This is a genomic window from Lentzea flaviverrucosa (assembly GCF_003350445.1).
In the GTDB taxonomy this organism is placed as follows: Bacteria; Actinomycetota; Actinomycetes; order Mycobacteriales; family Pseudonocardiaceae; genus Lentzea; species Lentzea californiensis.
In genome coordinates this window covers 398,547-423,042 of record NZ_QQAU01000002.1, presented here as the reverse complement: position 1 = coordinate 423,042, position 24,496 = coordinate 398,547, and the positions used below count along the sequence as shown (strand labels likewise).

The 24,496-nt window shown below is 69.7% G+C and carries 28 protein-coding genes; 17 read left to right on the top strand and 11 right to left on the bottom strand.

Annotation, left to right across the window (positions count from 1 at the left end; all coding sequences use genetic code 11):
- Nucleotides 1-17 precede the first annotated feature (17 nt).
- On the top strand, nucleotides 18-1,040 hold the full coding sequence (locus DFR72_RS08075; RefSeq protein ID WP_090066716.1) for an FAD-dependent monooxygenase: 1,023 nt from the start codon (nucleotides 18-20) through the stop codon (nucleotides 1,038-1,040).
- On the opposite strand, the gene DFR72_RS08070 is transcribed toward DFR72_RS08075, so the two are convergent.
- Both DFR72_RS08070 and DFR72_RS08065 read right to left on the bottom strand, forming a co-directional pair.
- Nucleotides 1,009-3,606, bottom strand: a complete 2,598-nt coding sequence (locus DFR72_RS08070) for an ATP-binding protein (RefSeq protein ID WP_170176175.1) — start codon at nucleotides 3,604-3,606, stop codon at nucleotides 1,009-1,011. The genes DFR72_RS08075 and DFR72_RS08070 overlap by 32 nt on opposite strands.
- A 4-nt stretch (nucleotides 3,607-3,610) precedes the next feature.
- Nucleotides 3,611-4,381: an AraC family transcriptional regulator gene (locus DFR72_RS08065; RefSeq protein WP_090066714.1), complete on the bottom strand. Its 771-nt coding sequence runs from the start codon at nucleotides 4,379-4,381 to the stop codon at nucleotides 3,611-3,613.
- Between the two features lie 99 nt (nucleotides 4,382-4,480).
- Here DFR72_RS08065 and DFR72_RS08060 point away from each other — a divergent pair, with 99 nt between their 5' ends.
- Genes DFR72_RS08060 through DFR72_RS08050 form a run of 3 tightly spaced genes read left to right on the top strand, consistent with a single transcriptional unit; the run spans nucleotide 4,481 to nucleotide 6,715 of the window.
- Nucleotides 4,481-4,879, top strand: a complete 399-nt coding sequence (locus tag DFR72_RS08060; protein ID WP_090066713.1) for a DUF2000 domain-containing protein — start codon at nucleotides 4,481-4,483, stop codon at nucleotides 4,877-4,879.
- A 23-nt stretch (nucleotides 4,880-4,902) separates the two neighbouring features.
- Complete coding sequence (locus tag DFR72_RS08055; protein WP_090066712.1) at nucleotides 4,903-5,481, top strand: Pr6Pr family membrane protein; 579 nt, start codon at nucleotides 4,903-4,905, stop codon at nucleotides 5,479-5,481.
- A 28-nt stretch (nucleotides 5,482-5,509) separates the two neighbouring features.
- On the top strand, nucleotides 5,510-6,715 hold the full coding sequence (locus tag DFR72_RS08050) for an MFS transporter (protein WP_090066711.1): 1,206 nt from the start codon (nucleotides 5,510-5,512) through the stop codon (nucleotides 6,713-6,715).
- On the opposite strand, the gene DFR72_RS08045 is transcribed toward DFR72_RS08050, so the two are convergent.
- Both DFR72_RS08045 and DFR72_RS08040 read right to left on the bottom strand, forming a co-directional pair.
- Nucleotides 6,625-7,452: an alpha/beta fold hydrolase gene (locus DFR72_RS08045; RefSeq protein WP_090066710.1), complete on the bottom strand. Its 828-nt coding sequence runs from the start codon at nucleotides 7,450-7,452 to the stop codon at nucleotides 6,625-6,627. The genes DFR72_RS08050 and DFR72_RS08045 overlap by 91 nt on opposite strands.
- Nucleotides 7,449-8,132, bottom strand: a complete 684-nt coding sequence (locus tag DFR72_RS08040; RefSeq protein WP_090066709.1) for an SRPBCC family protein — start codon at nucleotides 8,130-8,132, stop codon at nucleotides 7,449-7,451. The genes DFR72_RS08045 and DFR72_RS08040 overlap by 4 nt, the downstream gene beginning before the upstream one ends.
- A gap of 136 nt (nucleotides 8,133-8,268) precedes the next feature.
- On the opposite strand from DFR72_RS08040, the gene DFR72_RS08035 reads away from it, so the two are divergent.
- Nucleotides 8,269-8,853: a DUF998 domain-containing protein gene (locus DFR72_RS08035; protein ID WP_090066708.1), complete on the top strand. Its 585-nt coding sequence runs from the start codon at nucleotides 8,269-8,271 to the stop codon at nucleotides 8,851-8,853.
- A gap of 58 nt (nucleotides 8,854-8,911) precedes the next feature.
- On the opposite strand, the gene DFR72_RS08030 is transcribed toward DFR72_RS08035, so the two are convergent.
- On the bottom strand, nucleotides 8,912-9,136 hold the full coding sequence (locus DFR72_RS08030; protein WP_090066790.1) for a zinc-ribbon domain-containing protein: 225 nt from the start codon (nucleotides 9,134-9,136) through the stop codon (nucleotides 8,912-8,914).
- Between the two features lie 85 nt (nucleotides 9,137-9,221).
- Here DFR72_RS08030 and DFR72_RS08025 point away from each other — a divergent pair, with 85 nt between their 5' ends.
- From DFR72_RS08025 to DFR72_RS08000, 6 genes are read left to right on the top strand one after another with little or no spacing between them, the layout of a single operon-like run.
- A complete protein-coding gene (locus DFR72_RS08025) occupies nucleotides 9,222-9,722 on the top strand; it encodes a GNAT family N-acetyltransferase (protein WP_211335356.1) in 501 nt (166 codons plus the stop codon).
- 36 nt (nucleotides 9,723-9,758) lie between these two features.
- The gene (locus tag DFR72_RS08020) at nucleotides 9,759-10,349 is read left to right on the top strand and encodes a nucleotidyltransferase family protein (protein ID WP_090066706.1); all 591 of its coding nucleotides are present in this window, start codon (nucleotides 9,759-9,761) and stop codon (nucleotides 10,347-10,349) included.
- Nucleotides 10,312-10,560 (top strand): BON domain-containing protein, encoded by a 249-nt coding sequence (locus tag DFR72_RS08015; RefSeq protein WP_090066705.1) that lies wholly within the window; start codon nucleotides 10,312-10,314, stop codon nucleotides 10,558-10,560. The genes DFR72_RS08020 and DFR72_RS08015 overlap by 38 nt, the downstream gene beginning before the upstream one ends.
- Nucleotides 10,557-11,276: a metallophosphoesterase family protein gene (locus tag DFR72_RS08010; protein ID WP_090066704.1), complete on the top strand. Its 720-nt coding sequence runs from the start codon at nucleotides 10,557-10,559 to the stop codon at nucleotides 11,274-11,276. Before DFR72_RS08015 ends, DFR72_RS08010 begins: the two co-directional genes overlap by 4 nt.
- Nucleotides 11,273-13,033, top strand: a complete 1,761-nt coding sequence (locus DFR72_RS08005; RefSeq protein WP_090066703.1) for a thiamine pyrophosphate-requiring protein — start codon at nucleotides 11,273-11,275, stop codon at nucleotides 13,031-13,033. The genes DFR72_RS08010 and DFR72_RS08005 overlap by 4 nt, the downstream gene beginning before the upstream one ends.
- Nucleotides 13,030-13,980 carry a TIGR03557 family F420-dependent LLM class oxidoreductase gene (locus DFR72_RS08000; RefSeq protein WP_090066702.1) on the top strand — a complete coding sequence of 317 codons (951 nt, stop codon included), beginning with the start codon at nucleotides 13,030-13,032 and terminating at the stop codon, nucleotides 13,978-13,980. The genes DFR72_RS08005 and DFR72_RS08000 overlap by 4 nt, the downstream gene beginning before the upstream one ends.
- A 288-nt stretch (nucleotides 13,981-14,268) precedes the next feature.
- Here DFR72_RS08000 and tuf read toward each other — a convergent pair whose 3' ends face one another.
- Together tuf and DFR72_RS07990 are read right to left on the bottom strand one after the other, a co-directional pair.
- Entirely contained in the window at nucleotides 14,269-15,450 is a 1,182-nt protein-coding gene (gene tuf / locus DFR72_RS07995) for an elongation factor Tu (protein WP_090066700.1), read from the bottom strand.
- Between the two features lie 210 nt (nucleotides 15,451-15,660).
- The gene (locus DFR72_RS07990; protein WP_090066699.1) at nucleotides 15,661-16,530 is read right to left on the bottom strand and encodes a LysR family transcriptional regulator; all 870 of its coding nucleotides are present in this window, start codon (nucleotides 16,528-16,530) and stop codon (nucleotides 15,661-15,663) included.
- 70 nt (nucleotides 16,531-16,600) lie between these two features.
- Here DFR72_RS07990 and DFR72_RS07985 point away from each other — a divergent pair, with 70 nt between their 5' ends.
- The 6 genes from DFR72_RS07985 to DFR72_RS07960 all read left to right on the top strand — a co-directional run bounded on the left by DFR72_RS07985 (nucleotide 16,601) and on the right by DFR72_RS07960 (nucleotide 20,554).
- A complete protein-coding gene (locus DFR72_RS07985; protein WP_170176174.1) occupies nucleotides 16,601-17,596 on the top strand; it encodes an FAD-binding oxidoreductase in 996 nt (331 codons plus the stop codon).
- Between the two features lie 5 nt (nucleotides 17,597-17,601).
- Nucleotides 17,602-18,222: a response regulator transcription factor gene (locus tag DFR72_RS07980; RefSeq protein WP_090066697.1), complete on the top strand. Its 621-nt coding sequence runs from the start codon at nucleotides 17,602-17,604 to the stop codon at nucleotides 18,220-18,222.
- A 70-nt stretch (nucleotides 18,223-18,292) separates the two neighbouring features.
- On the top strand, nucleotides 18,293-18,661 hold the full coding sequence (locus DFR72_RS07975) for an ATP-binding protein (RefSeq protein WP_090066696.1): 369 nt from the start codon (nucleotides 18,293-18,295) through the stop codon (nucleotides 18,659-18,661).
- A 16-nt stretch (nucleotides 18,662-18,677) separates the two neighbouring features.
- A complete protein-coding gene (locus DFR72_RS07970) occupies nucleotides 18,678-19,703 on the top strand; it encodes a PAS domain-containing sensor histidine kinase (protein ID WP_090066695.1) in 1,026 nt (341 codons plus the stop codon).
- Entirely contained in the window at nucleotides 19,700-20,068 is a 369-nt protein-coding gene (locus tag DFR72_RS07965) for a response regulator (RefSeq protein ID WP_090066694.1), read from the top strand. The genes DFR72_RS07970 and DFR72_RS07965 overlap by 4 nt, the downstream gene beginning before the upstream one ends.
- Nucleotides 20,069-20,170: 102 nt before the next feature.
- The gene (locus DFR72_RS07960) at nucleotides 20,171-20,554 is read left to right on the top strand and encodes an STAS domain-containing protein (RefSeq protein ID WP_170176173.1); all 384 of its coding nucleotides are present in this window, start codon (nucleotides 20,171-20,173) and stop codon (nucleotides 20,552-20,554) included.
- A gap of 19 nt (nucleotides 20,555-20,573) precedes the next feature.
- On the opposite strand, the gene DFR72_RS07955 is transcribed toward DFR72_RS07960, so the two are convergent.
- The 4 genes from DFR72_RS07955 to DFR72_RS07940 form a co-directional block, all read right to left on the bottom strand.
- Nucleotides 20,574-21,719 (bottom strand): glycosyltransferase, encoded by a 1,146-nt coding sequence (locus tag DFR72_RS07955; protein ID WP_090066692.1) that lies wholly within the window; start codon nucleotides 21,717-21,719, stop codon nucleotides 20,574-20,576.
- Between the two features lie 21 nt (nucleotides 21,720-21,740).
- Nucleotides 21,741-22,817: a nucleotide disphospho-sugar-binding domain-containing protein gene (locus DFR72_RS07950; RefSeq protein WP_090066691.1), complete on the bottom strand. Its 1,077-nt coding sequence runs from the start codon at nucleotides 22,815-22,817 to the stop codon at nucleotides 21,741-21,743.
- Between the two features lie 51 nt (nucleotides 22,818-22,868).
- The gene (locus DFR72_RS07945) at nucleotides 22,869-23,384 is read right to left on the bottom strand and encodes a TetR/AcrR family transcriptional regulator (RefSeq protein ID WP_090066690.1); all 516 of its coding nucleotides are present in this window, start codon (nucleotides 23,382-23,384) and stop codon (nucleotides 22,869-22,871) included.
- Between the two features lie 61 nt (nucleotides 23,385-23,445).
- On the bottom strand, nucleotides 23,446-24,369 hold the full coding sequence (locus DFR72_RS07940; protein WP_090066689.1) for a hypothetical protein: 924 nt from the start codon (nucleotides 24,367-24,369) through the stop codon (nucleotides 23,446-23,448).
- Between the last annotated feature and the right edge of the window lie 127 nt (nucleotides 24,370-24,496).

Genomic DNA, 24,496 nt, shown 5'->3' with positions numbered 1-24,496 from the left:
GGCGTTGCATCCCGTGCATGGACGTACTGATCTCGGGAGCGGGAATCGCCGGGCCCGCTCTCGCGCACTGGCTGACGCGGTTCGGCTTCTCCCCGGTGGTGGTGGAACGGGCGCCGTCGCTGCGTGACGGCGGCCAGGCCGTGGACTTCCGCGGCGAGGCGCACCTGTCCGTGCTCAGGCGGATGGGTGTGCTCGACGCCGTGCTGGCCGCTCAGACCACGCCTCGGGACATGGTGTTCCGGGGCGTCGACGGACGCGAGCGGGCACGGCTGCCCGCGTCGTTCACCGCCGGGGACGTGGAGATCCTCCGCGGTGACCTGTCCCGCCTGCTGTACGAGCTGACCGCTTCCGACGTGGAGTACGTGTTCGGCGACTGGATCACGGCGCTGCACGACGACGGCGCCGGCGTGGACGTCACGTTCGCGCACGGGACGTCACGGCGGTTCGACTTCGTGATCGGCGCGGACGGGATGCGGTCCGGCGTGCGGCGGCTGGTCTTCCCCGAGTACCGGCCGAAGTTCCAGGGCTACTACTTCGCGATCTGGGACGCGGAGGGCGACGACCGGGACCTGACCTGCTCACCGGGCGTGCTGACCTCGCCGGGGTGGCTGTTGTACAAGTCGCCGGTCCCTCCCGAGCTGATGCCGGACGAGGTGGTGGCGCGGGGCGTCTACTTCGACTCGATCAGCCAGGTGCGGATGCCCGCGGTGAGCTCCGGGCGGGTCACGCTGATCGGCGACGCCGGGTACGGCTCCACGCTGGGCGGCATGGGAACCGGGCTCGCGGTCGTCTCGGCCTACGTCCTGGCGGGGGAGATGGCGGCGGGAGGCGACGCCTTCGCCCGGTACGAGGCGCGGATCGGGCCCTACGCCCGCGGCAGCCAGGGCAACCCGGGGCCGTTCCTCGCACCCGGCAGCAGGCTCGGGATGTGGGTGCGGGACCGGATGTTCGGGTTGCTGCCCAAGATGCCGATGTTCGCGCGGATGGATCTGCGGGCCGCCACCGCGATCACGCTCCCCGAGTACGCCACAGTTCGCTGAGCGCCTCGTCCACCTGCTGCTCGGCCGCTGTGTGCATCCACCCGAACCCGAGCTCCTGCTGGGCTGCCAGCAGGAGCTCCTCGGCCCGCGCCGGATCTCCCCGGCGCTGGGCGATCTTGGCCAGTCCCGCGCCGGCGAGCGCCCGTGTGGCGGCCAGCCCCGCCCGTGCCGCCATCTCCAGCGCCTCGAGGTAGTCGCGCTCGGCCTGGTCCTGGTCGATGTCGAGCAACCGGTCCGCGCGCCGGCCCCGCAGCTCTGCCAGCTCCTCCACGGCGCCCAGTTCGGCGACGGCCCGCAGTGCCTGGTCGGTCAGCGCGAGAGCTTCGGCCGGGTCCTCGGTCATGGTGGCCAGCACGTCCAGGACCTGCGCCGATCCCCAGCGTTCGCCCAGGTCCTGGAACCGCCGCAGGGCTTCGCGGGACTGCTGGATCGCGACGACGCGGTCGCCGCTGGCGGCCCAGGTGGTGTAGGCGTTGCTGAAGCCGATCAGGCCCTGGATCCACGGGTCCTCGCTGTTCTCGACCTCGTCCTGCAACGCGGTGCGCGGCGCGGACGGGTCGGGCGGGCCGCTGAGCATGGCCCAGGCGATGAGCACGAACGGTTGCTTGATCGGGCCGCGCAACTCCAGGAGCTTCTCCTGGACGCGCTCGGGTTCGGCCAGGGCGAGCAGGACCGTGTATTCCTCTGTGGACTGTTCGGGCACCCGGTCCAGCAGCCGGCGGGCCGCGCCCCGGACCTCCGTGCGGCTGCCCTTCAGGTACCAGTACCAGGCCAGGTCGCTGACGAGCCGCAACGCCTGCTCGGGCGCGAACGAGGTGGTCCATTCCAGTGCCTGCAATAGGTTCGCGTGCTCGGCGGTCAGCCTGGTGAACCACCGCACCTGGTCACGCCGGCGCAGCTCGGGATCCGCGCGGCGGGCCAGCTCCTGGAAGTACGCGGCGTGCTCGGCGTCGACGCGCCTGTGCTGAGCGCAGAACTCGCGGATGGTCTCCAACATCCGGTAGCGGCCGTCGCCGGCTTCCACCAAGGACTTGTCCACCAACGCTTCCAGCGTCTCGACGTCGTGCCGGCAGACCTCCTCGACGGCCTCCAGGCTCGCCCCGCCGCTGAACGTCGCGAGGCACGCGGCCAGGTCGCGTTCGTCCTCCGTCAGCAGGTCCCAGCTCCACTCCACGACGGCCCGCAGCGTCTGGTGGCGGGGCGCGGCGGCGCGGTTTCCCTTGGTGAGCAGGCGGAAGCGGTCGTTCAGGCGGGCGGCGATCTCCTCGGTCGTCAACGTGCGGGTGCGCGCCGCGGCCAGCTCGATCGCCAGCGGCAGGCCGTCCAGCTCCCGGCAGATGTCGACGGTGTGCCGGTCGCGCACGAACGCGGGGTTGACCAGCCGGGCGCGGTCGGCGAACAGGGCCACGCTCTGCTCGGAGTCGAGCGGCGGCACCGGGCACAGCGTCTCGCCGGTGATGCCGAGCGCCTCCCGGCTGGTGGCGAGGATGCGCACGGACGGGCACGTGCTGAGCAGGTGCTGGGCCAGCTGCGCGGCCTGGACGATCAGGTGCTCGCAGTTGTCCAGGACCAGCAACGTGTCGCGTTCACGCAGTGCCAGCGTCAGGCGGTCCTCCGGCTCCAGCACGGTCTCCTTGAGCCCCAACGCCTGCAGCGTCGCCGCCGCGACGTCCTTGGCCGGTGCCAGGTCCACGAAGATCGCGCAGGGACCGGCGGCCTGCAACGCGAGCCTGGTCTTGCCCGCGCCACCGGGACCGGTGAGGGTGATGAGCCGGGCGGAGAGCGAGGCGATCCGCGAGAGTTCTTCCTGCCTGCCGACGAAAGTGGTGAGCTGGGCCGGCGGCTCGCGGTGGGTCTGGCCGCGCAGCACCTGCAGGTGTACGGCACGCAGTTCGGGTGACGGGTCGGTGCCCAGTTCGTCGGCCAGCAGGGCGCGCGCGTCCTCGAACGCCTGCAACGCCTCGGCCTGGCGGCCCTGCTGGTTCAGCGCCTGCATCAGGTAGCCGCGCAGGCGTTCGTCCAACGGGTTCTGCCGCACCAGGTCCTGGACCTCGGCCACGTCGGCCTTGCCGAGCCGGATCCGTGCCGCGACCAGTGAACCCGCTGCCGCGGAACGTTGCTCTTCCAGGCGGGTCGCGTGCCCGGCCAGGGCGACGTCGGCCAGCGCGGGGCCGCGCCAGAGCTGAAGTGCTTCTGCCAAAAGGGGTTCCGCCGCCTGCGGATCGCCCTGCTCCAACGCCTGCCGGCCGTCCGCCGCCAGCGAGACGAACCGGTGCGCGTCGACCTGGGAGACGGGCAGCGCCAGGCGGTAGCCGGCCGGGTGGAACTCGACCAGCGACGCGTTCCCGAGTGCCCGGCGCAGGCGCGAGACCTGGCCCTGCAGGGCGTTCGCGGCGTCCGACGGCGGCTCGGAGCCGTAGAGCTCGTCGACCAGGCGGTCGAGCGGGACGATCTCGCCCACCCGGATCGCCAGCAGTGCCAGCAGAGTGCGCGGCCGTGGGCCACCTACCGCGATCTTGCCGTCGGGGGAGTGCGCTTCAACTGGCCCGAGTATGCCGATGTGCACGGTGTCAGCGTACGAAGCGCCCGGGACTCGTACCCAGGACACGGCGGAAGTGGCGCGTCAGGTGCGACTGGTCGTGGAACCCGGCCAGCACCGCCGCCTCCGCAGCCGACCGCCCCTCGACCAGGTGACCGCGGGCGAGATCCACCCGGCGGCCGGTCAGGTACTTGTGCGGCGGCAACCCGAACCGGCGGCTGAACGCCCGGACCAGGTGCGTCGGGCTGGTCTGCAACTCCCGCGCGGCCGCGTTCAGGGTCATCCCGTCCGGGAGGGATGCGTCCAGCAGCTGCCGCAACCGGTCGGCGAGCGTCGGGTCCGCGTGCACGACGGGTGCGGTGCCCGCGAAGTGGTGCGTGAGGCGTTCGGTGATCAACGCCAGCCTGCTCGCCGCCTCGAACGGCTCGTCCAGCGTCAGGTGCAGCTGGTGGACCCGTTGTCGCAGCAGCGGATCGGGCAGCATCGGCGTGTCGACGGCCTTGCCGACGAGATCGGCCGGCAGCACCGAGTCGTCCAGGTACAGCACGCGCTTGTGGAACCCGGTCGGATGCGCGGAACGGCCGTCGTGCGGCACGTGCGGCGGCAACAGCGTGACGCCGTCCACGAGCGCGCCGTGCTCATGGCGGTCCAGTTCGTACCGCACGGCACCCGTGTCGAGCACCATCAACGTCCACGCGTCGTGCGTGTGCGCGGGGTAGACGTGCGTGGTGAAGGAGGCGTGGAAGACCTCTCTCACGCCCTCGATGGCCGGCCGCCAGGCCGAGCTCTGTTCAAGCCCCATCTGTACTGGTTACTCGTTCCGAACGCAGTTTCCAGGCCGTGACGCTCATGTCAGAAACGTACAAGACGGCACACGCGGACGCCCGCGATCGTTGTGTCCATGTTCGACACCAAGATCGCTGTGCTGCTGCGGGACGACCTGGCCGGATGGCAGGCGCTGAACGTCACCGCCTTCCTCGTCAGCGGGCTGCCCGAAACGCTGCGCGGCGCGCCCTACGTCGACGCCGACGACGTGCACTACCTGTCCATGTTCGGCCAGCCCGTCGTGGTCCTGCAGGGCGACCAGGACCTGCTCAAGAAAGCCCACGAACGCGCCCTCAACCGCAAGCAGCCCATGAGCATCTTCACCGCGGACCTGTTCGCCACCGGCAACGACGACGACAACAGGGCCGCCGTCCGCAAGGTGCACACCCAGGACCTCGACCTGGTCGGGATCGCGGTCCACGGCCAGAAGAACGCGGTCGACAAGATCTTCAAGGGCGCCCGGATGCACCCCTGACGAAACCGGGTTCTAATGCGGCAGTGATCAAGCTGCTCCGGATGGCCGTGTTCCTGCTGGTTCTTTCGGCAGAGATCTACCTCGTCGTGGTGCTGGGTGAGAGCTTCCGCCCGTCCAACCACTTCAGCTACTTCACCGTGCTCTCGAACGTCTTCGCGGCGGTGGTGGCGTTGCTGGGTGTGTTCCAGCCGGTGTCCGCGCAGCTCAGGGGTGCCGCCGTGCTCTACATGGCCACGACGGGCATCGTGTACTGGCTGTTGCTGCGAGGCATCGACGTGCAGACACCCGCGTACGCGAACTGGGTGCTGCACACCGTCGTGCCGATCCTCGTCGTCGTGGAGTGGCTGCTCGCGCCCGAGAGGACCAGGCGGTGGTGGACCTGGCTCTCGTTCCCGCTCGCCTACCTGGTGTACACGCTGGTCAGGGGCCCGGTCGCAGGCTGGTACCCCTACCCGTTCATGGATCCGCGTCAGAACGGCTACGGCACGGTGCTCCTGACCTGTGTGTTCGTCGCGGTGGTCTTCGGCGTGCTGGCCTACGCGATCCACTGGACTGGGAACAAATTGGCCCAGAAACGAAGCGTGTCCTTGTCCCACGACTAGGGCCAATAGCCGCCCTACCGTCTAGGGCATGACCAGGCGACTCGCGTACGCGCAGCTGACGAACTCGATCGGGGACGGCGGGTTCCTCGTCGTCTCCGCCCTCTACTTCACGCAGGTCGTCGGCCTGAGCGCGGCGCGGGTCGGCCTCGCGCTGACCCTCGCGTGGGGCGTCGGAGCCGTCGCCGGCGTCGCGCTCGGACACCTCGCCGACCGCCTGGGCCCGCGCACCACCGCCGTCGTGCTGGCCCTCGCCACCGCCGCGAGCATCGCGATCCTGCTCCTCAGCCGGAACTTCGCCGCGTTCGTGCTGGTCATGTGCCTGTACGCGAGCTTCCAGAGCGGCCTGCAGGCGTCCAGGCAGGCACTCCTCGCAGGCCTCACCACGCCAGATGAACGCACACGGGCACGTGCGCGCATTCAGTCCACGGCCAACGCGGGCATCGCGATCGGCGCGGCGGCGGGCGGGTTCGCACTGCACCTCGGTACCGAGATCGCCTATACGGCCGTGTTCGTGCTCGACGTGGTCGCGTTCCTCGTCGCCGCAGCCGTGCTGAGCACGTTGCCGGAGACCGTGATGGCCAGGGCGAAGGGCAAGTTCGACGTCCTGAAGGACCGCCCGTACGCGCTGATCACGCTGATCAACGCCGTGATGCTGCTCTACATGCCGCTGCTGAGCCTGATCATCCCGCTGTGGATCGTGCAGCGCACCGAGGCGCCGACGTGGCTCGCGGCCGCGTTGCTGGTGCTCAACACCGCGGCCGTCGTGCTCTTCCAGGTCCGGATCGCCAAGCGCGCCACCGGTCTCCACGCGGCCTCGAAGCTGGTGAAGCACTCGGGGCTGATCATGTTCGCGTCCTGCGTGGTCTTCGCGGCCACGGCGTTCAGCTTCGGCGCCTGGCCCGTGGCGGCGCTGCTGATCGCGGCCGCCGCGGTGCAGGTGCTCGGCGAGATGATGCTCGCGTCCGGGGCGTGGGAGATCAGCTTCTCCCTCGCGCCCGCCGACCGGCAGGGCCAGTACCAGGGCTTCTTCGCGACCGGAACGGCCGTCGCGCGCATGGTGGGCCCCGCCCTGCTCACCACCGTCGTGCTCGGCTGGGGAGCACTCGGGTGGCTCGCGGTCGGCGGGCTCTTCGTCGTGGCCGGTTACGCGATGGGACCCGCGGTGCGCTGGGCCCGCGAGAAGAACTCCACCAGCTCCGGCGCCATGACCGACGGCTTGTACATGTGCGTCTGACCGGGCAGCGTTCGGTGCTCCGCGTCCGCCCCGAGCACCTCCGAGACGTTCTTCATGGCGTTGCGGAGGTACTCGGGGCTCTTGCCGCCGTCCATCGCGAGCGTCGGCACCTTGACGTTCCAGCGGTCCGTCGGGAGCTTCGAGCCGCGGCCGTCGTCGCCCAGGATCATGAGATCCCACGGCAGCGTGTGCGCGACCGGCTTGAGCTTCTTCCACATCGGGGTCAGCTTCATGATCGCGAGGCCGAAGCCGGGCACGCCCACCATCTTCATGAACGTCGTGAGCATGCCCGAGCGGTCACCGCGCGCCAGCATGTCGTTCATCTGCCGCACGATGTCCGCCGGACGCGGCTTGTAGGTGTCGTCCACGACGAACGGCACCTCGTAGATCGCGAGCCGTGAGATGCCCGGCAGCCGTGAGGCCGCTTCGAGAGCGAGAACCGCACCCGAGGACACGCCGAAGACGAACGCGCTGCCGCCGGCCTCCTTGATCACGGCGTCGATGTCCTCGACCTCGCGCTCCAGCGACCACGGCGTCGCGCCGTCACCGGTCTCGCCGCGGCCGCGGCGGTCGTAGGTGTGGACGGTGAAGTTCTTGTCCAGCACCGACGCGAGCTCGGTCGTCGGGCCGAACATGCGGTGGCACATCGCGCCGTCCACGATGATCAGCGCGGGGCCGGAACCGGTGATCGAGTAGGCGACCTCGGTGCCGTCGGCGGAAGTCGTGAAGCGCGTCATTTCTGCTCTCCCAGGGTGGTGTCGAGGAAGTCCTGCCAGTCCTGCTCGGACTCGGCGCCCGCGAAAACGTGGTGGGCGGCGATGACCGGCCCGAAGAAGCCGCGCATGAACCGGTACATGGCCCTGTCGGTGCGCAGCGCGAGGGTGTGGGCGTTGCGGTGGAACTCGACGGCGTCCGGGAGCTTGGCCGCGATCGCCTCGTCGAGCTTCCTCCAGGCCTCGTCCCAGTCGCTGACCACCGGCCCGAAGACCGTGAGCGGACGGGCCGTGCGGCCGGGGAAGTACGTCAGGTACTCGAGCAGCGTGCGCCGGAACAGCGCGCCACCCAGGGTCATCGCCTCGAACTCGTCGGCCCAGTCGTCGCCGGGCAGGAAGCCGCTCGTGACCATCCGCAGCACCGTGCTGCCGTGCTCGCGGCCCTCGACGAGGAACTCGTAGGCGATGAAGCGGCCGTCGGGCGCCTTGCCGCTGTCGTACGCGAAGTGGCGCCCCGGTTCCGACGCGGTGATCCCGCTCGTCGGCTCGTACCCGCCGAAGGCCATCTTGACCTGGCCGTTCGCGACCTCGTTGCGGCCCATGAACCACGAGTCGATGCCCGGCCCCGTGGCGATGGCCGTCCAGACGTCCTCGACGGACGCCGGCACCTCGATCTCGTCGGTGCTCTTGAACTCGTGGCCCATCGGTTCTCCCTGTCCTGGTGCGTGATGGTCTCATCCTGCCGCCGACGATTCTCTTCGTCAAGACAGTGACTCTAGTCTTGACAAAAAAACTTGTCGGTGATTCCGTTCTCGCCACACCGAACTCCAGGAGGAACGCATGTCCCGCATCGCCTGCGGCGTCGTCGCCGGTCCGCTCTACCTAGTCGTCGGGTACGCCCAGGCGTTCACCCGAGAGGGCTTCGACCTCTCGCGGCACCCGTTCAGCATGCTCAGCCTCGGGTCGCTGGGCTGGATCCAGATCGCGAACTTCATCGTCTGCGGCGCGCTGTTCCTGGTCGCGGCGACGGGCATGGCCAGGCGCACGCGCTGGGGAGCACGGCTGATCGGCCTGATGGGGGCCGGGATGGTCCTCGGCGGGGTGTTCGTGGCGGATCCGGCCATGGGCTTCCCCGCCGGAGCACCGGACGGCCCACCCGCGGCGCTGTCCTGGCACGGCGCTCTGCACGCCGTCGCGTTCGGGCTCGCGATGATCGGCTGGATCGGGGCGTGCTTCGTGTTCGCGCGTACGCTCGGAGGGTGGCTGGCGGTGATGAGCGGCCTGACGGGCGTGCTCCTGATGGTGCCGATGGCGTTCCTGGGCACCCCCGGGGGCACGGTGCTGCTCTACGTGGTCGCGACGATCGGCTGGGTGTGGACCTCGGTCGTGTCCCTGAAGCTGAGCCGGCCTGCCTTCTCGAGCTGATCTGCCCGGAGTGCGGGCGCGTCACCACCGACGAGTACGCGCCTGGCTGCCCTGCCTGTCAGACGAGCTGATGCGCGTGCATCTTGCTGATGTCGTACGAGACGCCGCAGAAGGTGCACTGCAGCCCGTACTTGCTGCTGATCGTGAACAGCGGGATGAAGAAGACGGTCGGCTTCGTGTAGCGCCGGAACAGGTTGTGCGCCGCCTGGTGGTGGCAGTGCCCGCACACCAGCGTCAGCATCCGCAACTGCTCGATCGTCGTCCGCCAGCCGAAAATGACCATCTGCACTCCTCTTGTCCCTTGTACGTCTGACGTGTGGGGTGCCCCCTGAGTTGCGGCCGGACCCCTGAATTCGCAAGGTGGAGGGGTGGACACCCTGCTGCGGCCCTGGAGCCTCGACGACGCACCGGTCATCCTGGCCGCGGCGGCCGAGGAGATGATGGACCGCCAGTTCACCATGCCGATCGACTCGCTCACCGCCGCGCAGGAGTGGATCACCCTGCTCATGGCCCGCCGCGAGGACGACACCGGCTACTCGTTCGCCGTGCTGCACGACGGCGTGCCCGTGGGCAACGTCGCCGTGTCCAGCGTCGAACGTCGTCATCAGACCGGGTGGGTCTCCTACTGGATGCGCGAGGAGGCACGGGGCAAGGGGCTGGCGACCAGGGCCTGCCGGGCCGTCAGCGAGTTCGCCTTCTCCGAGCTCGGCCTGTTCCGGCTGGAACTCGCGCACCGCCTGGACAACCCGGCTTCCTGCCGTGTCGCGACGGGGGCGGGTTTCGCCGTGGAGGGCGTGGAGCGGGCCCGGCTGTTCTACGACGGCGTCCGGTTCGACACCGAGACCCACGCGCGTCTTGCCACGGACTGAGGTTCACCTTGCGATCAGCCGGGTAACCGCGAGTGCATGAGCGACGTGCAGGCCGAACTGCTGCTGACGTTGACCAAGGTCGCCAAGGTCTTACGTGGAGCGGAAATCCCGTTCGCCCTGACCGGTGGTTGTGCCGGTTATGCGCGAGGAGGGCCGGTGAGCGAGCACGACGTCGACCTCCTGGTGAAGGAGCAGGACGTCAACGAGGCCGTGCGGGTGCTGGTGGAGGCGGGACTTCGTGGCGCGGAGCCGCCGGAGGACTGGCTGCTGAAGGTGTACGACGGCGATTCGTTGGTAGACCTGTTGTTCCGGCCCAACGAACGGCCGGTGACCGACGAGATCCTCGCGATGGCAGAGGACATGCCGGTCGGATCGGTGCTGCTGCCGGTCATGCCGGCGACGTTCGTGCTGAGCAGCAAGCTGCTCGTGCTGGACGGGCACCGCTGCGACTTCAGCGAGCTGCTGCCGTTCGCCCGTGCGCTGCGAGAACAGATCGACTGGGAACAGGTGCGCGAGGAGACCAAGCACTCTCCGTACGCCGAAGCGTTCCTGGTTCTCATCGAACGCCTGGACATCATCGGGAGAGGCCATGAGTTCCGAGCAGTACCTGGCGGCAAATCTGCGTAGGGCGGTGGCCGAGGATCCGCGCACCGCCGAACTGGGCGTCCGGGTCACCGTGCGCGGTGATCACGTGATGCTCTCCGGCGACGTGGCGTGTGCCGACCGCCGGGCCGCATTGGAGGAGGTCCTGCACGAGGCCGCCCCCGAGCTGACGATCTACAACGACGTGCGCGTGACACCTGCGGGCGAACCGGAGGGTGAGGAGGACCTGCGATGATCCGAGTCGCTGCGGTCGGGGACATCCACCTCGGCGAGGACATGCGCGGGCATCTGCGGCCGGCGCTCGAGAAGGTCGGCGAGCACGCCGACATCCTCCTGCTGGCCGGTGACCTGACCCGGCACGGCACGGTCGTCGAGGCCGAGGTCGTCGCGGACGAGTTCGCGGACCTGCCGGTGCCCGTGGTCGCCGTGCTGGGCAACCACGACCACCAGGACGACAAGCCGCTCGAAGTCACGAAGACCTTGCAGGACAAGGGCATCCACGTGCTTGAGGGCACGACGTTCACCCATCGGGTCAACGGCTGCTCGATCGGCATCGCGGGCGTGAAGGGGTTCGGCGGAGGGTTCGCGGGCAAGTGCGGGAGCAATTTCGGTGAGCGCGAGATGAAGGCGTTCATCCAGCACACCTGCGACATCGCCAAGACCCTCGAAGGCGCTCTGTCCGAACTGGACACCGACATCAAGGTCGCGTTGACGCACTACGCGCCGGTGCCGGACACGTTGCGAGGTGAACCGCCGGAGATCTACCCGTTCCTCGGGTCGTACCTGCTCGGCGAGGCCATCGACGCGACCGGCACGGATCTGGCGGTGCACGGCCACGCGCACTTCGGCACCGAGCAGGGCATGACACCGGGCGGGGTGCGGGTCCGCAACGTCGCGCAGCCGATCATCCGTTCCGCCTACACGGTCTACGTGATGGAGGGAAGCTCGTGACGACCGTCGGCGACTTCGTCGTCCAACGCCTGCGCGACTGGGGTGTGAAGCAGGTTTTCGCGTATCCCGGCGACGGCATCAACGGGATCGTGGCGGCGTTCGGCAAGGCGGACAACGACCCGAAGTTCATCCAGACCCGTCACGAGGAGATGGCCGCGTTCGCCGCGGTCGGCTTCGCGAAGTTCAGCGGTGACGTCGGCGTGTGCCTGGCCACCAGCGGTCCCGGCGCGATCCACCTGCTCAACGGCCTGTACGACGCGAAGCTCGACCACGTGCCGGTCGTCGCGATCGTCGGCCAGACCGCCCGCACCGCGATGGGCGGCAGCTACCAGCAGGAAGTCGACCTGCACTCGCTGTTCCGCGACGTCGCCTCGTTCCTGGTCGACGTGACGGTGCCCGAGCAGATGCCGAACGCGCTGGACCGGGCGATGCGCACGGCCGCGGCCGACCGCGCGCCGGCCGTGCTGATCATCCCGAACGACGTGCAGGAGCAGGAGTACGCCGCACCCAAGCACGAGTTCAAGTACATCCCGTCGAGCCCGCCGTCCCGTCCGGTGTCGTCCGTCGTGCCGGCCCTCGACGACGTCCGGCGCGCCGCCGAGGTGCTCAACAGCGGCGAGAAGGTCGCGATCCTCATCGGGCAGGGCGCCCGCGACGCCGCCGAGGAGGTGCGCGCCGTCGCTGACCTGCTCGGCGCCGGTGTCGCGAAGGCGTTGCTGGGCAAGGACGTGCTGCCGGACGACCTGCCGTACGTCACCGGGTCGATCGGGCTGCTCGGCACCAGACCGTCCTACGAGATGATGCGGGACTGCGACCGGTTGCTGATCGTCGGGTCGAACTTCCCGTACTCGCAGTTCCTGCCGCAGTACGGCAAAGCGCGCGGAGTGCAGATCGACGTCGACGGCCGCGCGATCGGCATGCGCTACCCGACGGAGGTCAACCTCGTCGGCGACGCGCGGGAGGCGTTGCGCGCGCTGATCCCGATGCTGGAGGAGAAGGCCGACCGCTCCTGGCGGGAGACGATCGAGGCGAACGTCGAGCGCTGGTGGGAGGTCCTCGAACGGCAGGCACAGGTGCCGGCCGACCCCGTCAACCCGATGCGGATCGTCTCCGAGCTCTCGAAACGCCTGCCCCACAACGCGATCGTCACGGCGGACTCCGGTTCCGCGACGAACTGGTACGCGCGGCTGCTCAAGATCCGCGGCAACGTCCGGTCCACCCTGTCCGGCACGCTGGCCACCATGGGCTGCGCCGTCCCGTATGCCCTGGGTGCCGCCTTCGCGCAGCCGGACCGGCCGTTGATCGCGTTGGTCGGCGACGGCGCGATGCAGATGAACGGCATGGCGGAGTTGCTGACACTGCGGCGATACGGCGTCCGTTGCGTCGTGTGCGTGTTCCACAACAACGACCTCAACCAGGTCACGTGGGAGCTGCGGGCGATGGGTGGCGCGCCGAAGTTCGAGGAGTCGCAAACGCTTCCGGACATCTCGTACGCCGCCTTCGCACGGTCGATCGGCCTGCAGGGCATCGAGGTCAACGACCCCGCGCAGCTCGGCACGGCGTGGGAGACGGCGCTCGCGTTCGACGGCTCGACCGTCCTCGACGTGCGCTGCGATCCGAACGTGCCGCCGATCCCGCCCCACGCGACGTTCGAACAGATCAAGGACATGACCGAGGCGGTGCTGCGTGGCGACCCGGACGCCTGGGAGCTCATGACGCGCGGCCTCAAGACCAAGATCCAGGAGTTGCTGCCGTGAAACTGGGCTATTTCCTCTCTTCAGAAGAACACGGACCGCGTGAGCTGGTCAGGAACGCGAAGATGGCCGAGCAGCACGGCTTCGAGTCGCTGTGGATCTCGGACCACTACCACCCGTGGAACGACGAGCAGGGCCAGTCGCCGTTCGTCTGGGGCACGATCGGCGCGCTGTCCGAGACCGTGTCGCTGCCGATCACCACGGCCGTGACCTGCCCGACCGTCCGCATCCACCCGGCCGTCATCGCGCAGGCCGCCGCCACCGCGGCCGTCCAGACCGAGGGCAGGTTCGTGCTCGGCGTCGGCAGCGGTGAGGCCCTGAACGAGCACGTGCTGGGCGACCGCTGGCCGTCCGCCGACGTGCGACTGGAGATGCTGGAGGAGGCGATCGGCCTCATCCGCACGCTGCACCAGGGCGACGAGGTCACCCACCACGGCAAGTACTACAGCGTCGAGAACGCCCGCATCTACACCGTGCCCGAACGCCCGGTGCCGATCTACGTCTCGGCGTTCGGCCCGAAGGCGGTCCGGCTCGCGGCCCGCTGCGGCGACGGTTACGTCAGCGTCGGCCCGGCCGGTGACCTGGTGGAGAAGTACCGCGCCGAGGGCGGCCGCGGTCCGGCGCAGAGCGGGCTGAAGGTCTGCTACGCGGCGTCCGAAGAGGACGCGGTGGCGACCGCGCACCGGTTGTGGCCCAACGACGGCCTGCCCGGCGAGCTGGCCCAGGTGCTCCCGACGCCCAAGCACTTCGAGCAGGCGTCCGAGCTCGTCACGCCCGAGATGATCGCGAAGGCGATCCCGTGCGGCCCGGATCCGGAGAAGTACGCGGAGAAGGTCAGGGAGTTCGCCGAGGCCGGGTTCGACGAGGTGTACGTGCAGCAGATCGGGCCGCAGCAGCAGGAGTTCTTCGAGTTCTGGGCCAAGGAAGTCGTGCCTTTGCTCGATGTCTGATGCTTGGCGCAGGGCACCCGGTCCTATGAGGAGCTTCCTGCGCGAGCACAGCCTGACGCTCGTCTTCGGCGGTTGTTCCTCGCGGCGATGGTCGGCCAGTTCTTCGCGGGCCACGCCGACCACAACGAGCGTCAGGCTGCGCTGGGTCAGCCGTTGATGACACCGGGCTCCTACCTTCCGCATTCGGTGAGCGACAGGTCCGGGTGACGACGAAAGCGCGGCGGGACTGCTGTCCCACCGCGCTTTCCAAGGCAGCGCGACCACCTTCGCGGGCCGTCGCCACCGCCTCTAGGCGAGGATCTCGCCGACCGTGCCGGCACCCACGGTCTTGCCGCCCTCGCGAATCGCGAAGCCCAGCCCGGTGTCCATCGCCACCGCCTTGCCCAGCTCCACCGTGACCTCGACGGTGTCACCTGGCAGGGCCAGCGTCCTGTCGAGCTCCACCACGCCGACGACGTCGCCGGTGCGGAAGTGGAACTGCGGGCGGTAGTTCGACGCGATCCCCGTGTGCCTGCCGCCCTCGGCGTGCGAGAGCAGGTACACGGACGCGCGGAACCGGGTGTGCGGTGCGACGCTGCCCGGCAGGGCCAGGACCTGGCCGCGCCGGACGTCGCCGCGCTTCACCCCGCGCAGCAGGATCGCGGCGTTGTCTCCCGCCTGGGCCTGCTGCATGGGCTTGCCGAACGTCTCGATGCCGGTGGCCACGGACGTCACGGAGTCGCCCAGGCCGAGCACCTCGACCGCGTCGCCGAGGCCGAGCACGCCGCGCTCGACCGCGCCGGTCACGACGGTGCCGCGGCCGGTGATGGTCAGGACGTTCTCGATCGGCATCAGGAACGCGCCGCTCAGATCCCGCTCCGGTACCGGCACGTGCGTGTCGACGGCGTCGAGCAGCGACACCACCGACCGCACCCACTCCGGGTCGCCCTGCAGTGCGCGCAGGCCGGAGACCCGCACGACCGGGGTGGCGTCGCCGTCGAAGCCGTACTGCGAGAGCAGGTCGCGGATCTCCAGCTCCACCAGGTCGAGCAGCTCCGGGTCGCTCACCGCGTCGGCCTTGTTCAGCGCCACCACCACGTACGGCACGCCCACGCGGTGCGCCAGCACCACGTGTTCGCGCGTCTGCGGCATCGTGCCGTCCTCCGCGGACACCACGAGGATCGCGCCGTCCAGCTGCGCCGCCCCCGTGATCATGTTCTTCACGTAGTCGGCGTGGCCGGGCATGTCGACGTGCGCGTAGTGACGCGTGGGCGTCTCGTACTCGACGTGCGCGATGTTGATCGTGATGCCGCGGGCCAGCTCCTCGGGCGCCCGGTCGATCCGGTCGAACGCCGTGAAGGTGGTGCCCGAAGGGTCCATTTCGGACAGAACCTTGGTGATGGCCGCGGTCAGCGTGGTCTTGCCGTGGTCGACGTGCCCCATGGTGCCGATGTTGAGGTGCGGCTTGGCACGCACGAACTCTTGCTTCATTGCCCTATGTCCCTCAGGAGTCACAGCTGGAGGTTCAGAACCGATGGACCGCTACCACCCTCCTCCAGTGGTCCTGAAGGATGGACTGGAGAAGGGTCAGAGTCGGGCGCCGGCCAGCTGTGCCAGGACAACGGCGAGCGCGTCCGCAGGAACACCTGCGAACGTGTTGTGCTCAGCCGTCAGGAACATGCGGTGATCGTGACAGGGCCGCTAGATCGTTGTCACGTGGTTTTCCGCGAGTCCGATCAACGCCCGTGCGGCGGGGCTGTGCGGCCCCTCCGTGCGCCACGCGAAGGCGAGCCTGCTGTGCGGTGAAGGATCGGTGATCCGCACGGCGTGCAGGCCGGAGACCATCGACGCCGCCAGGATCGCCGGTCCGAGCCCTCGCTGCGCCAGCGTGATCACCATCGGTGGCGCCGACGCCTCGAACGCGATCCGCGGCCGGCGCGCACCGCAGGCGGCGTCCAGCGCCCCGCGCAACCCCGTCCCCGGCGGCAGGCTGATCAACCCGCGCTCCTGCAGTTCGTCCAGCGGGACGGACTCCCTGCCGTACCAGGGATCCGAGGCCGCGACCGCGGCCACGAGCGGCTCGTCGGCCAGCACCCGGACGGACAGCCCCTCCGGCTCCGCACCCGCGTACCCGACCAGTGCGAAGTCCAGTCGTCCATCCACAAGGGACGAGATCAGCTCGTCGGAGTTGCCCTCCGACAACGTGATCTCGACGGCCGGGTAGGACGAGTGGAACTCCGACAGCAGCTCGGGGAGGTCCATGATCCCGCACGACACGACCATCCCGGCGCGCACGGCCCCGCGCACCAGCCCGGCCATCTCCTCCACGGTCCGCCGCGCCGACTCCACCGACCCCAGCGCGGCCCTGACGAGCGGCAGCACCGCCGCACCCACGTCGGTCAGCGTGACCGTGCGGCCCGACCGGTCCAGCAGGGCGTGCCCGAGTTCGCGTTCCAGCCGCCGGATCTGCGCGCTGACCCCCGGCTGGGCGACGTGGACCCGTTCCGCCGCCCGCGTGAACGAGCCCGATTCCGCGACCGCGACGAAGTACTCCAGCTGGCGAAGCTCCATAACCAATGATTATAGAGAGCAGCACAACTAGATCTTGGACATATAGATGCAGGCCAGACACCCTGATGACATGCAGATCTTCTACCCCGGAGACACCGGTTACGACGAGGAACGCAGTGGTTTCCAGACCGGACTGCGCCACGAGCCGCAGGTGGTCTTCGCCGTGGAGAACGCACAGGACGTCGAAGAAGCCCTTCGGTACGCCGAGACCCACGGCCACGAGTACGCGGTCCAGGCCACCGGCCACGGCCTCACCACGGCGACCACCGGCGTCCTGATCTCCACCAGGCGCATGAACGACGTCCGGATCGACCCCGTGACCTGCACCGCGAGGGCCGAAGCGGGCGCCGTGTGGCAGCAGGTGGTCGAGAAGGCGGCCGAACACGGCCTGGCCCCGCTCAGCGGCGACGCCAGTGACGTCGGCGTCGTCGGCTACACGCTCGGCGGTGGGTACAGCGTGCTGGCGCGGGAGTTCGGTCTCGCGAGCGACCGCGTCCGCAGGACCGAGAAGGTCGGCGACGTCGTCACCGCGCTGGAGTTCGAGCTCCTGCCCGTCACCGAGGTCCACGCGGGCGAGATGTTCTTCGAGGCCCGGCACGCGGAAGCGGTCTTCGAGGCGTTCCACGGCTGGGACCTGCCGGACCACGTCACGCCGGCGCTCACCACCCTCGGCGACGTCGTGCGCATCACCTTCGCGAGCACCGAGCCGTTCGACGTCGGCCATCTCCGCGTCGCGCCTGCGGTGAAGGAGGAGTTCAGCGTCAAGCCGTTCTCCGAGGCCGCCGGCAGGCCGCTGCCCCCGCACGCCTACCAGGGCGACAACGTCCTGGTGAAGGGCCTGCCGCTGGAAGCCCTCCAGCGAGCCCGGGAGACGGCCGCGGACTCCAGCGCCGAGATCTTCCTCGGAGTGCTGCCGCTCGGCGGTGCCCTGGGCGCCGGAGCCACCCACCTGATCAAGCTCATCTCCCCGCGGCTGGGCGTCGAGGAGCAGCACGAAGAGGTGTTCGACCAGGTCCGGCCGTTCGTGGTCGGAAGGTCGCGGAACTTCCGTTACGCCGTAGGCTGATCCGCATGACCCGAGTGGTTCTCGTGGAGGACCACGACATGGTCGCCGAGGCGATCGGCCTGGCCCTGGAACGCGCGGGGATCGAGGTCATCGCCCGCGCGTCCACCGTCGCGGCCGCACTCGCTGAGGCGAGCCGCGGCGAGCCCGACGTCGTCCTGCTCGACCGCAGGCTGCCGGACGGCGACGGCACATCGCTGATCGGTGAGTTCGTCGGGCTCGGAGCCAGGGTGCTGGTGTTGACCGGGGAGGCCACGGCATCGGTCGCCGCACGCGTCGCCGAGGCCGGCGGTGCGGGTCTGATCCTCAAGTCGGCGAGGCTGGACGAGCTGGTCGAGGCCGTCCGCAGGGTCGCGGCGGGCGAGGTCGTGTTCGACCCGAAGCTGCTCGCGGGTGTCCTCGACCGGCTGACCGGCCGCGTCGGCGTCACCGGCGCCACGCTCACCGCGCGCGAGCGGGAGACGTTGGCGCTGCTCGCGGACGGTGCCGGCACCGACCAGATCTCGACGCGGCTCGGTGTCGCCCGCAACACCGCGCGCAACCACGTGCAGCACGTGCTCGACAAGCTCGGCGCGAGCTCGAAGCTCGAAGCGGTGTCCATCGCCCGCCGCGAGGGCCTGCTCGACTGATGCAGACGCACCAGACGGACTGGGGTGGTTGCGTCTGCGCGAAACGCCGCCGCAGGTGCAGTGTGAGTCCGTGGCCACGAGTTCGCTCAACCAAGCCGTGTTCTCCCTGCCGGAGAACGACCGGCGCGGTGGCGTGGCGCTCGCCCGCGACTTCGCCCGCCGGGCGGCACAGAGGTGTGGCTACCGCGGCCACCACGAGGACGTCGTCCTGGTCGTGAACGAGCTCACGACCAACGCGGTCTGCCACGGCAGCGGCCACCCCGTCGTGCACATCTTCGGCGGCGAGGAGCAGGTGCTGGTCGAGGTGGTGGACGACGCGGCCCACGCCGAACCACCTGCACCCAGCAGGGGGCTCCAGCTCGTCGCCGTCCTCGGTGAGAGCTGGGGCGTCACCGAACGCGCCGGCCGGAAAGTCGTCTGGTGTGAGCTGACGGCGTAGCAGCGATGATGAGCCCGTGCACCCGGACGCCTCGCGCGACAACGACCTCTTCCGGCTGCTCGTGCAGGGCGTCCGCGACTACGCGATCTTCGCGCTCGACCCCGGCGGTCACATCGTGAGCTGGAACGCCGGAGCCGCGCGCATCAAGGGCTACGCCGCCGAGGAGATCATCGGGCGGCACTTCTCGGTGTTCTACCCGCCGGAGGACGTCCGGTCCGGCAAGCCCGAGTGGGAGCTGCGAACCGCGAGGGCCGAGGGCGCCATCGAGGACGAGGGCTGGCGGGTGCGCAGCGACGGCACCCGGTTCTGGGCGAACGTGATCATCACCGCCCTCTACGACGACAGCGGTGAGCTGCGCGGGTTCGGCAAGGTCACCCGCGACATGACCGAACGGCGGCGTGCCGAGCAGCAGCTCACCGACCGGCGCCGGCTGCTCGCCCACCTCGTCGAGGCGCAGGAACGGGAACGGCAGCGCATCGCGTGGGACGTGCACGACGACACGATCCAGGCCATGGTCGCGGTCGACATGCGACTGCAGCTGCTCGCCGGGAAGCTGCCCGCCGAGCACCGGGCGACCGTGGACCAGCTCGACGCCGCGGTCCGCGCCTCCATCAGCAGGCTGCGCAACCTGGTGTTCCGCGTCCGCCCGCCCGGCATCGAGCGCCACGGGCTGCGGGACTCGCTGGCCGCGTACCTCGCTGACACCTCCACGGCGGCTCAGATCCGCTACTCGCTCGAACGGGAGCCGGGGGCCGACGCGGCCATCACGATCTTCCGCATCTGCCAGGAGGCGCTCACCAACGTCCGCAAGCACGCGCGTGCCTCATCCGTCCTGCTCGACCTGTCCACGGTGGACCACGGCTTCCTCGTCCGGGTGGCGGACGACGGCGTCGGGCTGCCCGACCTCGACCCGGACGCGGGCCACTTCGGGCTGATCGAGATGCGGGAACGGGCGGAGTCCGCCGGCGGCTGGTGCACCGTGCTCGGTCAGGAGAGCGGCGGCACCGTCGTCGAGTTCTGGCTCCCGGACGTGCGGTCATGATCGTCCGGGTGCTCATCGCCGACGACGATCCCCTGATCAGGGACGTCCTGCGCGACGTGCTCGACGACGAGCCGGACCTCGAGGTGGTGGCGGTCGCCGCGGACGCCCGCGAGGCCGTCGAGCTGGCCGGACGGCACTCGCCGGCGGTGGTCGTGCTCGACGTGCGGATGCCGTTCGGGGGTGGTTCGCACGCGGCAGCCGAGATCCTGCAGCGTGCGCCCGGAACGCGGATACTGGCGTTCTCCGCGTACAGCGACGCGGGCGCCGTCGACGAGATGCGCCGAGCAGGCGTCACCGACTACCTGGCCAAGGGGGTGCGCAACACCGAACTGGTCGCCGCCGTCCGGAGGTTGGCGGGCGGGTAGGTTGTGGTGGGGAAGCAACGGCCGTAACGTCGGGGATGTAGCCGGGTTCAGCAGCGTGCTCGGAGTCAGAGTCTCATGCGCTTCGGCCACCGGGGAGTGCTGGTGAACGAAGAACAGTTCAAGGAATCACCGCTGCTGACAGTGCGTGCCGCCGAGGTGGCCGGGCTGGTGGTCATCGCGGTCGAAGGTGAGATCGACGTCGACACCGCCGACGACGTCCTGGACGCCGTGCGCCTCGGGTTCGTCTCCGCGGGTCCCGCTCTGATCGCCGATCTCACGCTGGTCAGCTTCTTCGGCTCCACCGGCATCTCGACGTTGATCTCGGCCCACGAGCTGGCCGAGGAGAACGGCAAGAAGCTCCACATCGTCGCCCCGCAGCGCGCCGTCCGCAGGCCGCTCCAGGTCACGGGTGTCGCCGACGTCCTTTCGCTGTACGACTCCGTCGAGGAGGCGGTCTCCGCGTTGAAACCGGTGCCCAGCGAGTAGGCACCGGGTCCGCACGTCTTCAGCCGGCCAGCTCGACCAGCTTCGGCACCACGTCGTCCGGGGACGGCATGGCGGCGATCTCCGCCGCGATACCGGCGTTCGCGGCTCGGACGTCGTTGTCCTGCAACAACTTCTTCGCCACCTCCTGCACCGCGTCCGCCGTGAAGTCCTCGCCCACGAGCTGGGCGCCCAGACCGGTGTCCGTGACGATCTCGGCATTGCGGAACTGGTCGGCGCCCTGCGGCAGCACGAGCTGCGGCAGGCCGCGCGTCATCGCGGCGACCGTGGTGCCGGCGCCGCCGTGGTGCACGACGAGATCTGCGTGCGCGAGCAGATCCGCCTGGGGCACCCACGGGAGCACGTGCACGTTGGCCGGCACGTCGGTCAGCACGGACGGGTCGACCTGCGGACCGGTCGCGACCAGCACCTCGGCGTCGACGCCGGACAGCCCGGTGATCGCGGTGCGCAGCACGTCCGGGTTCGAGAACGCGGTGCCGAACGTCAGGTAGACCAGCGGCCTTTCGTGCTCGACCACCCAATCGGGCAAATCGCCCGGCTCGGCGAACGGAACCGGGCGCATCGGAATTCGATCCACGCTGGCGAGGTGGTCAAGATCCTGCAAAGAAGGCGGGAAGACGTCGAGATAAGTCGATCCGAGTCCGTAATGGTGCCCATTCGGCAAGGTGATACCGAGCTCGGCGACGTACTCCAGGAGGAGGTTGCTCATCGCCTCCGGAATGAGGTTCTCGTCCATCTTGCCGAATCCGTGGCAGACGGCCGGAATCCCGGCGCGCAGGGCGGCGAGGCCCGCGCCGGGGTTGATGAGCTCGAAGACGACCAGGTCGGGTTTGTCCCGCTCGAGCACGGGTTCCAGATCGTTCACGAAGGCCCTGGGCAGCACGGACCCGAAGGCGTCCACCGCGGTCTGCCGCAGCATGTCCCGGCGGAACTCGGCCGTGCCGTGCAGCGCGTTCGCCTGGCGGAACGCGTCCCAGATGCTGATGCCCGCGTCGACCACCGTGAACCCGAGCTTTTCCACGGTCGCGTGGAATCCTGAGTCGACGGCGTACAGAACGTCATGTCCTTGCGCTCGCGCGGCGATCGCGAGCGGAAGTATCGGGTAAACGTGTCCGTGCGAGCCTAAGCTCGAGAAGAGAATGCGCACCCGGCCAGATTAGGTGTTGTTCTATTGAATGGGGAGACTTTCCCACCGTTGCGCCACCTCGTGGGGTGAAGGCATCGCCGCCATCTCCGCGCGCACCTCGCCGGCGGCCCGCTGCAGCTTCGAGTCCTCGATCAACTGGGTGAGCAGCGCCGCCGTGACCTCACTCGGCTCGGCCCGCAACCCGGCCCCTCGCCCGGTGATGGCCGTCGCGTGCACGGTCCGGTCGCCGGGCCCGGGCTCGACCAGCTGGGGCACCCCGGCCGCGAGCGAGCCGAGCAACGTGCCCGCCCCGCCGTGGTGCACGATCCCATCGCAGAACGGCAGCACCCGCGGCATCGGCACCCACCCGACCGTCCGGACGTTGCCCGGCAGGCCGTCGGTGCGGTCGGGCCGGACCAGCACGAACTCGGCGTCCACCTGCCCGGCGACCCTGACCACGGCCGCCATCATCCGCCCGGCACCAGGACCGGGCGCGGTGCTGCGGCTGACCAGGATGCGCGGCGTGCCGGACGGCTCAGCGAGCCACTGCGGCACCTCACCGTCGCCGCTGTACGGCACGAACCGCATCCGCTCCCCACCGGGGAACTCCGCGAGCGAAGGCGGCGCGGTGCGCAGAACCGTTGCGGGAGAACGCACTTCGGCCTTCATCCGCGCACCGACCGCGTCCGTCAGCACCAGCCCGTCGAACAACGACACGTCGTGGACGACCGACGGCACCCCCAGCGCCGACCCGGCGGCGGCAAGCGGTTCGTGCACCACCACGTCCGGCCGCCACCCGCGAGCGAACGCCCGCAACGGCTCGGTCATCGCGTCGCCGACCCTGCCGAACAACCGCGACACGAAGTCGAGCCGGCCACTGCCCCGCATCTCCCTCTTCGCCACCAGCGGATGCCTGAGCATGATGCGCAGCGCCATCGGTCCGAACCGGACACCGGCCGGCACGACGTCCTCGACCCGCAGACCGGAGTCGCGGACCCGCAGCGCCTCACCGCCCGTCGCGACCACGACCTCGTGACCCGTCTCGCGCAACGCCAGGGCCAGCGGCATCAACGGGAAGACGTGACCCAGGAGGGGAGCGGAGACCACGAGAACACGCATAGGTCCAGGTTAACCGCATGCGCGCGGGTGCCTCGGAGATCAGACTCCGGCCTACGGCTCCACCAGCCGCCGCACCGCCTCCTCGACGGACCGCCGCCGCTCCAGATGACCCGAGCCGGTGCCGTTGGACCACATCGACGCCACCGCCAGCACCAGCTGCAACACGTGCTCCGCCGAGAACCGCGTCGACACCACCCCGGACTCCTGCGCGGACCGGATCGCCTCGACCTCGGCCACCCGGCTGACCGACCCGCGCCGTTCCAGCCGCTGCCAGGTCGCGAGCCGCGCGAACTCCGGATGCCGGTGCTGCAGGTCGTACAACCGGGCCGCGTACCCCGGCAGGTCGCGGGCGTCGAACTCCACCATGGCCGCGCCCGCCACCTCCGACTGCACGGCGTCGAACAGCTCGTCCTTGCCGCCGTAGTAGTTGTAGGCGAGGCCCGCGGAGCACCGGGCGATGCGGGCGATGCGTTCCATCCGCGCCCCGGCGATCCCGTGGGCGGCGAACTCGACGAACGCGGCGTCCAGCAACCGGCGGCGGGTGCGTTCCCGATCGCGGCTGTGCATGGGACCAGGCTATGGCGAAGGGGCCGCACCCCTGAAGGGATGCGGCCCCGGAAACCGGCGACTACTTGGCCATGTCGAACCAGTTGAAGCCCTCGACCATGTGACGGTTGGTCTCGCTGACGTAGCGCGGGCCGTCGAGCTCCCAGCGCGTCACCCAGCGGTAGGTGCCCGGCTCCAGCGACTCGTCCTCGCGGGTGTTCTCGTCGTCCTTGACCGGGACGTACTCCTTGAAGGTCCGCTTGGTCAGAGTGACGTCGAGCGACTCGTAGGCGGACTGGGTGTAGAGGTAGTTGCCCTGGCCGCTGTCGGCCGCACGGCCCGGGTCGGCCAGCTTCAGCTTCATCGTGCTGCCGCCGAACGAGCCGGTCGCGGACACGACGGTGACGATGTGGCCACCGCCGCGCTGCAACGAACCCGTCGCGGGGCCGGCCCCGTAACGGCCGTACACGAGCTGCAGCGGGCCCTCGTTGAGCTTCTTCGCAAGGTCACCGGCGAAGTCCGGGTGGTCGTTGGTGCTCACCACGCCCGTGGACGTGGTCCAGCCGGCGTCGCGGGCGGGCTTGGTGGCGATGTCCCAGGCCTTGCGCAGGTTGGTGAGGTTGGTGCCGTCGCTGGTGTACTTCGCGTCGACGCCGATGCGCCCGATGGAGTTGGTGATGACGCCGAAGTCGGCAGGGTCCTTCGGGTCGAGGTTGCCGACCTTGGTGGTCAGCCAGCCGACCGGGGCGTCCTTCTGATGGCCCCAGTAGTGCAGGACGTTGTAGAGGGACGCGGGTCCGCAGTACGCGCCGCCGTTGTTCTCGAATCCGGCGCGGTGCTGATCCACGTCGCTGACACCGCACTTCTTGACGTTGAAGTCCGCGCCCGCCAGGTCGGAGGCGCCGACGCACGGGGGCGGCGTGCCGATGATCGGGTCGGCCACCGCGGTGGCGGGAGCGACGACGGCGGTCAGAGCGGCGGCGGCGATCAGAGCGTTGCGGATCATTTCGGTTTCCCCTTTGAGATCTTGTGTTCCCCTGCGGTGACACAAGATTCGCCGAGGCGGACCCCCAAGGGCATGAGGGGAGAACCCTCAACCCTCCAGCCGGAAAGATGGGTGTATCAGGGACACC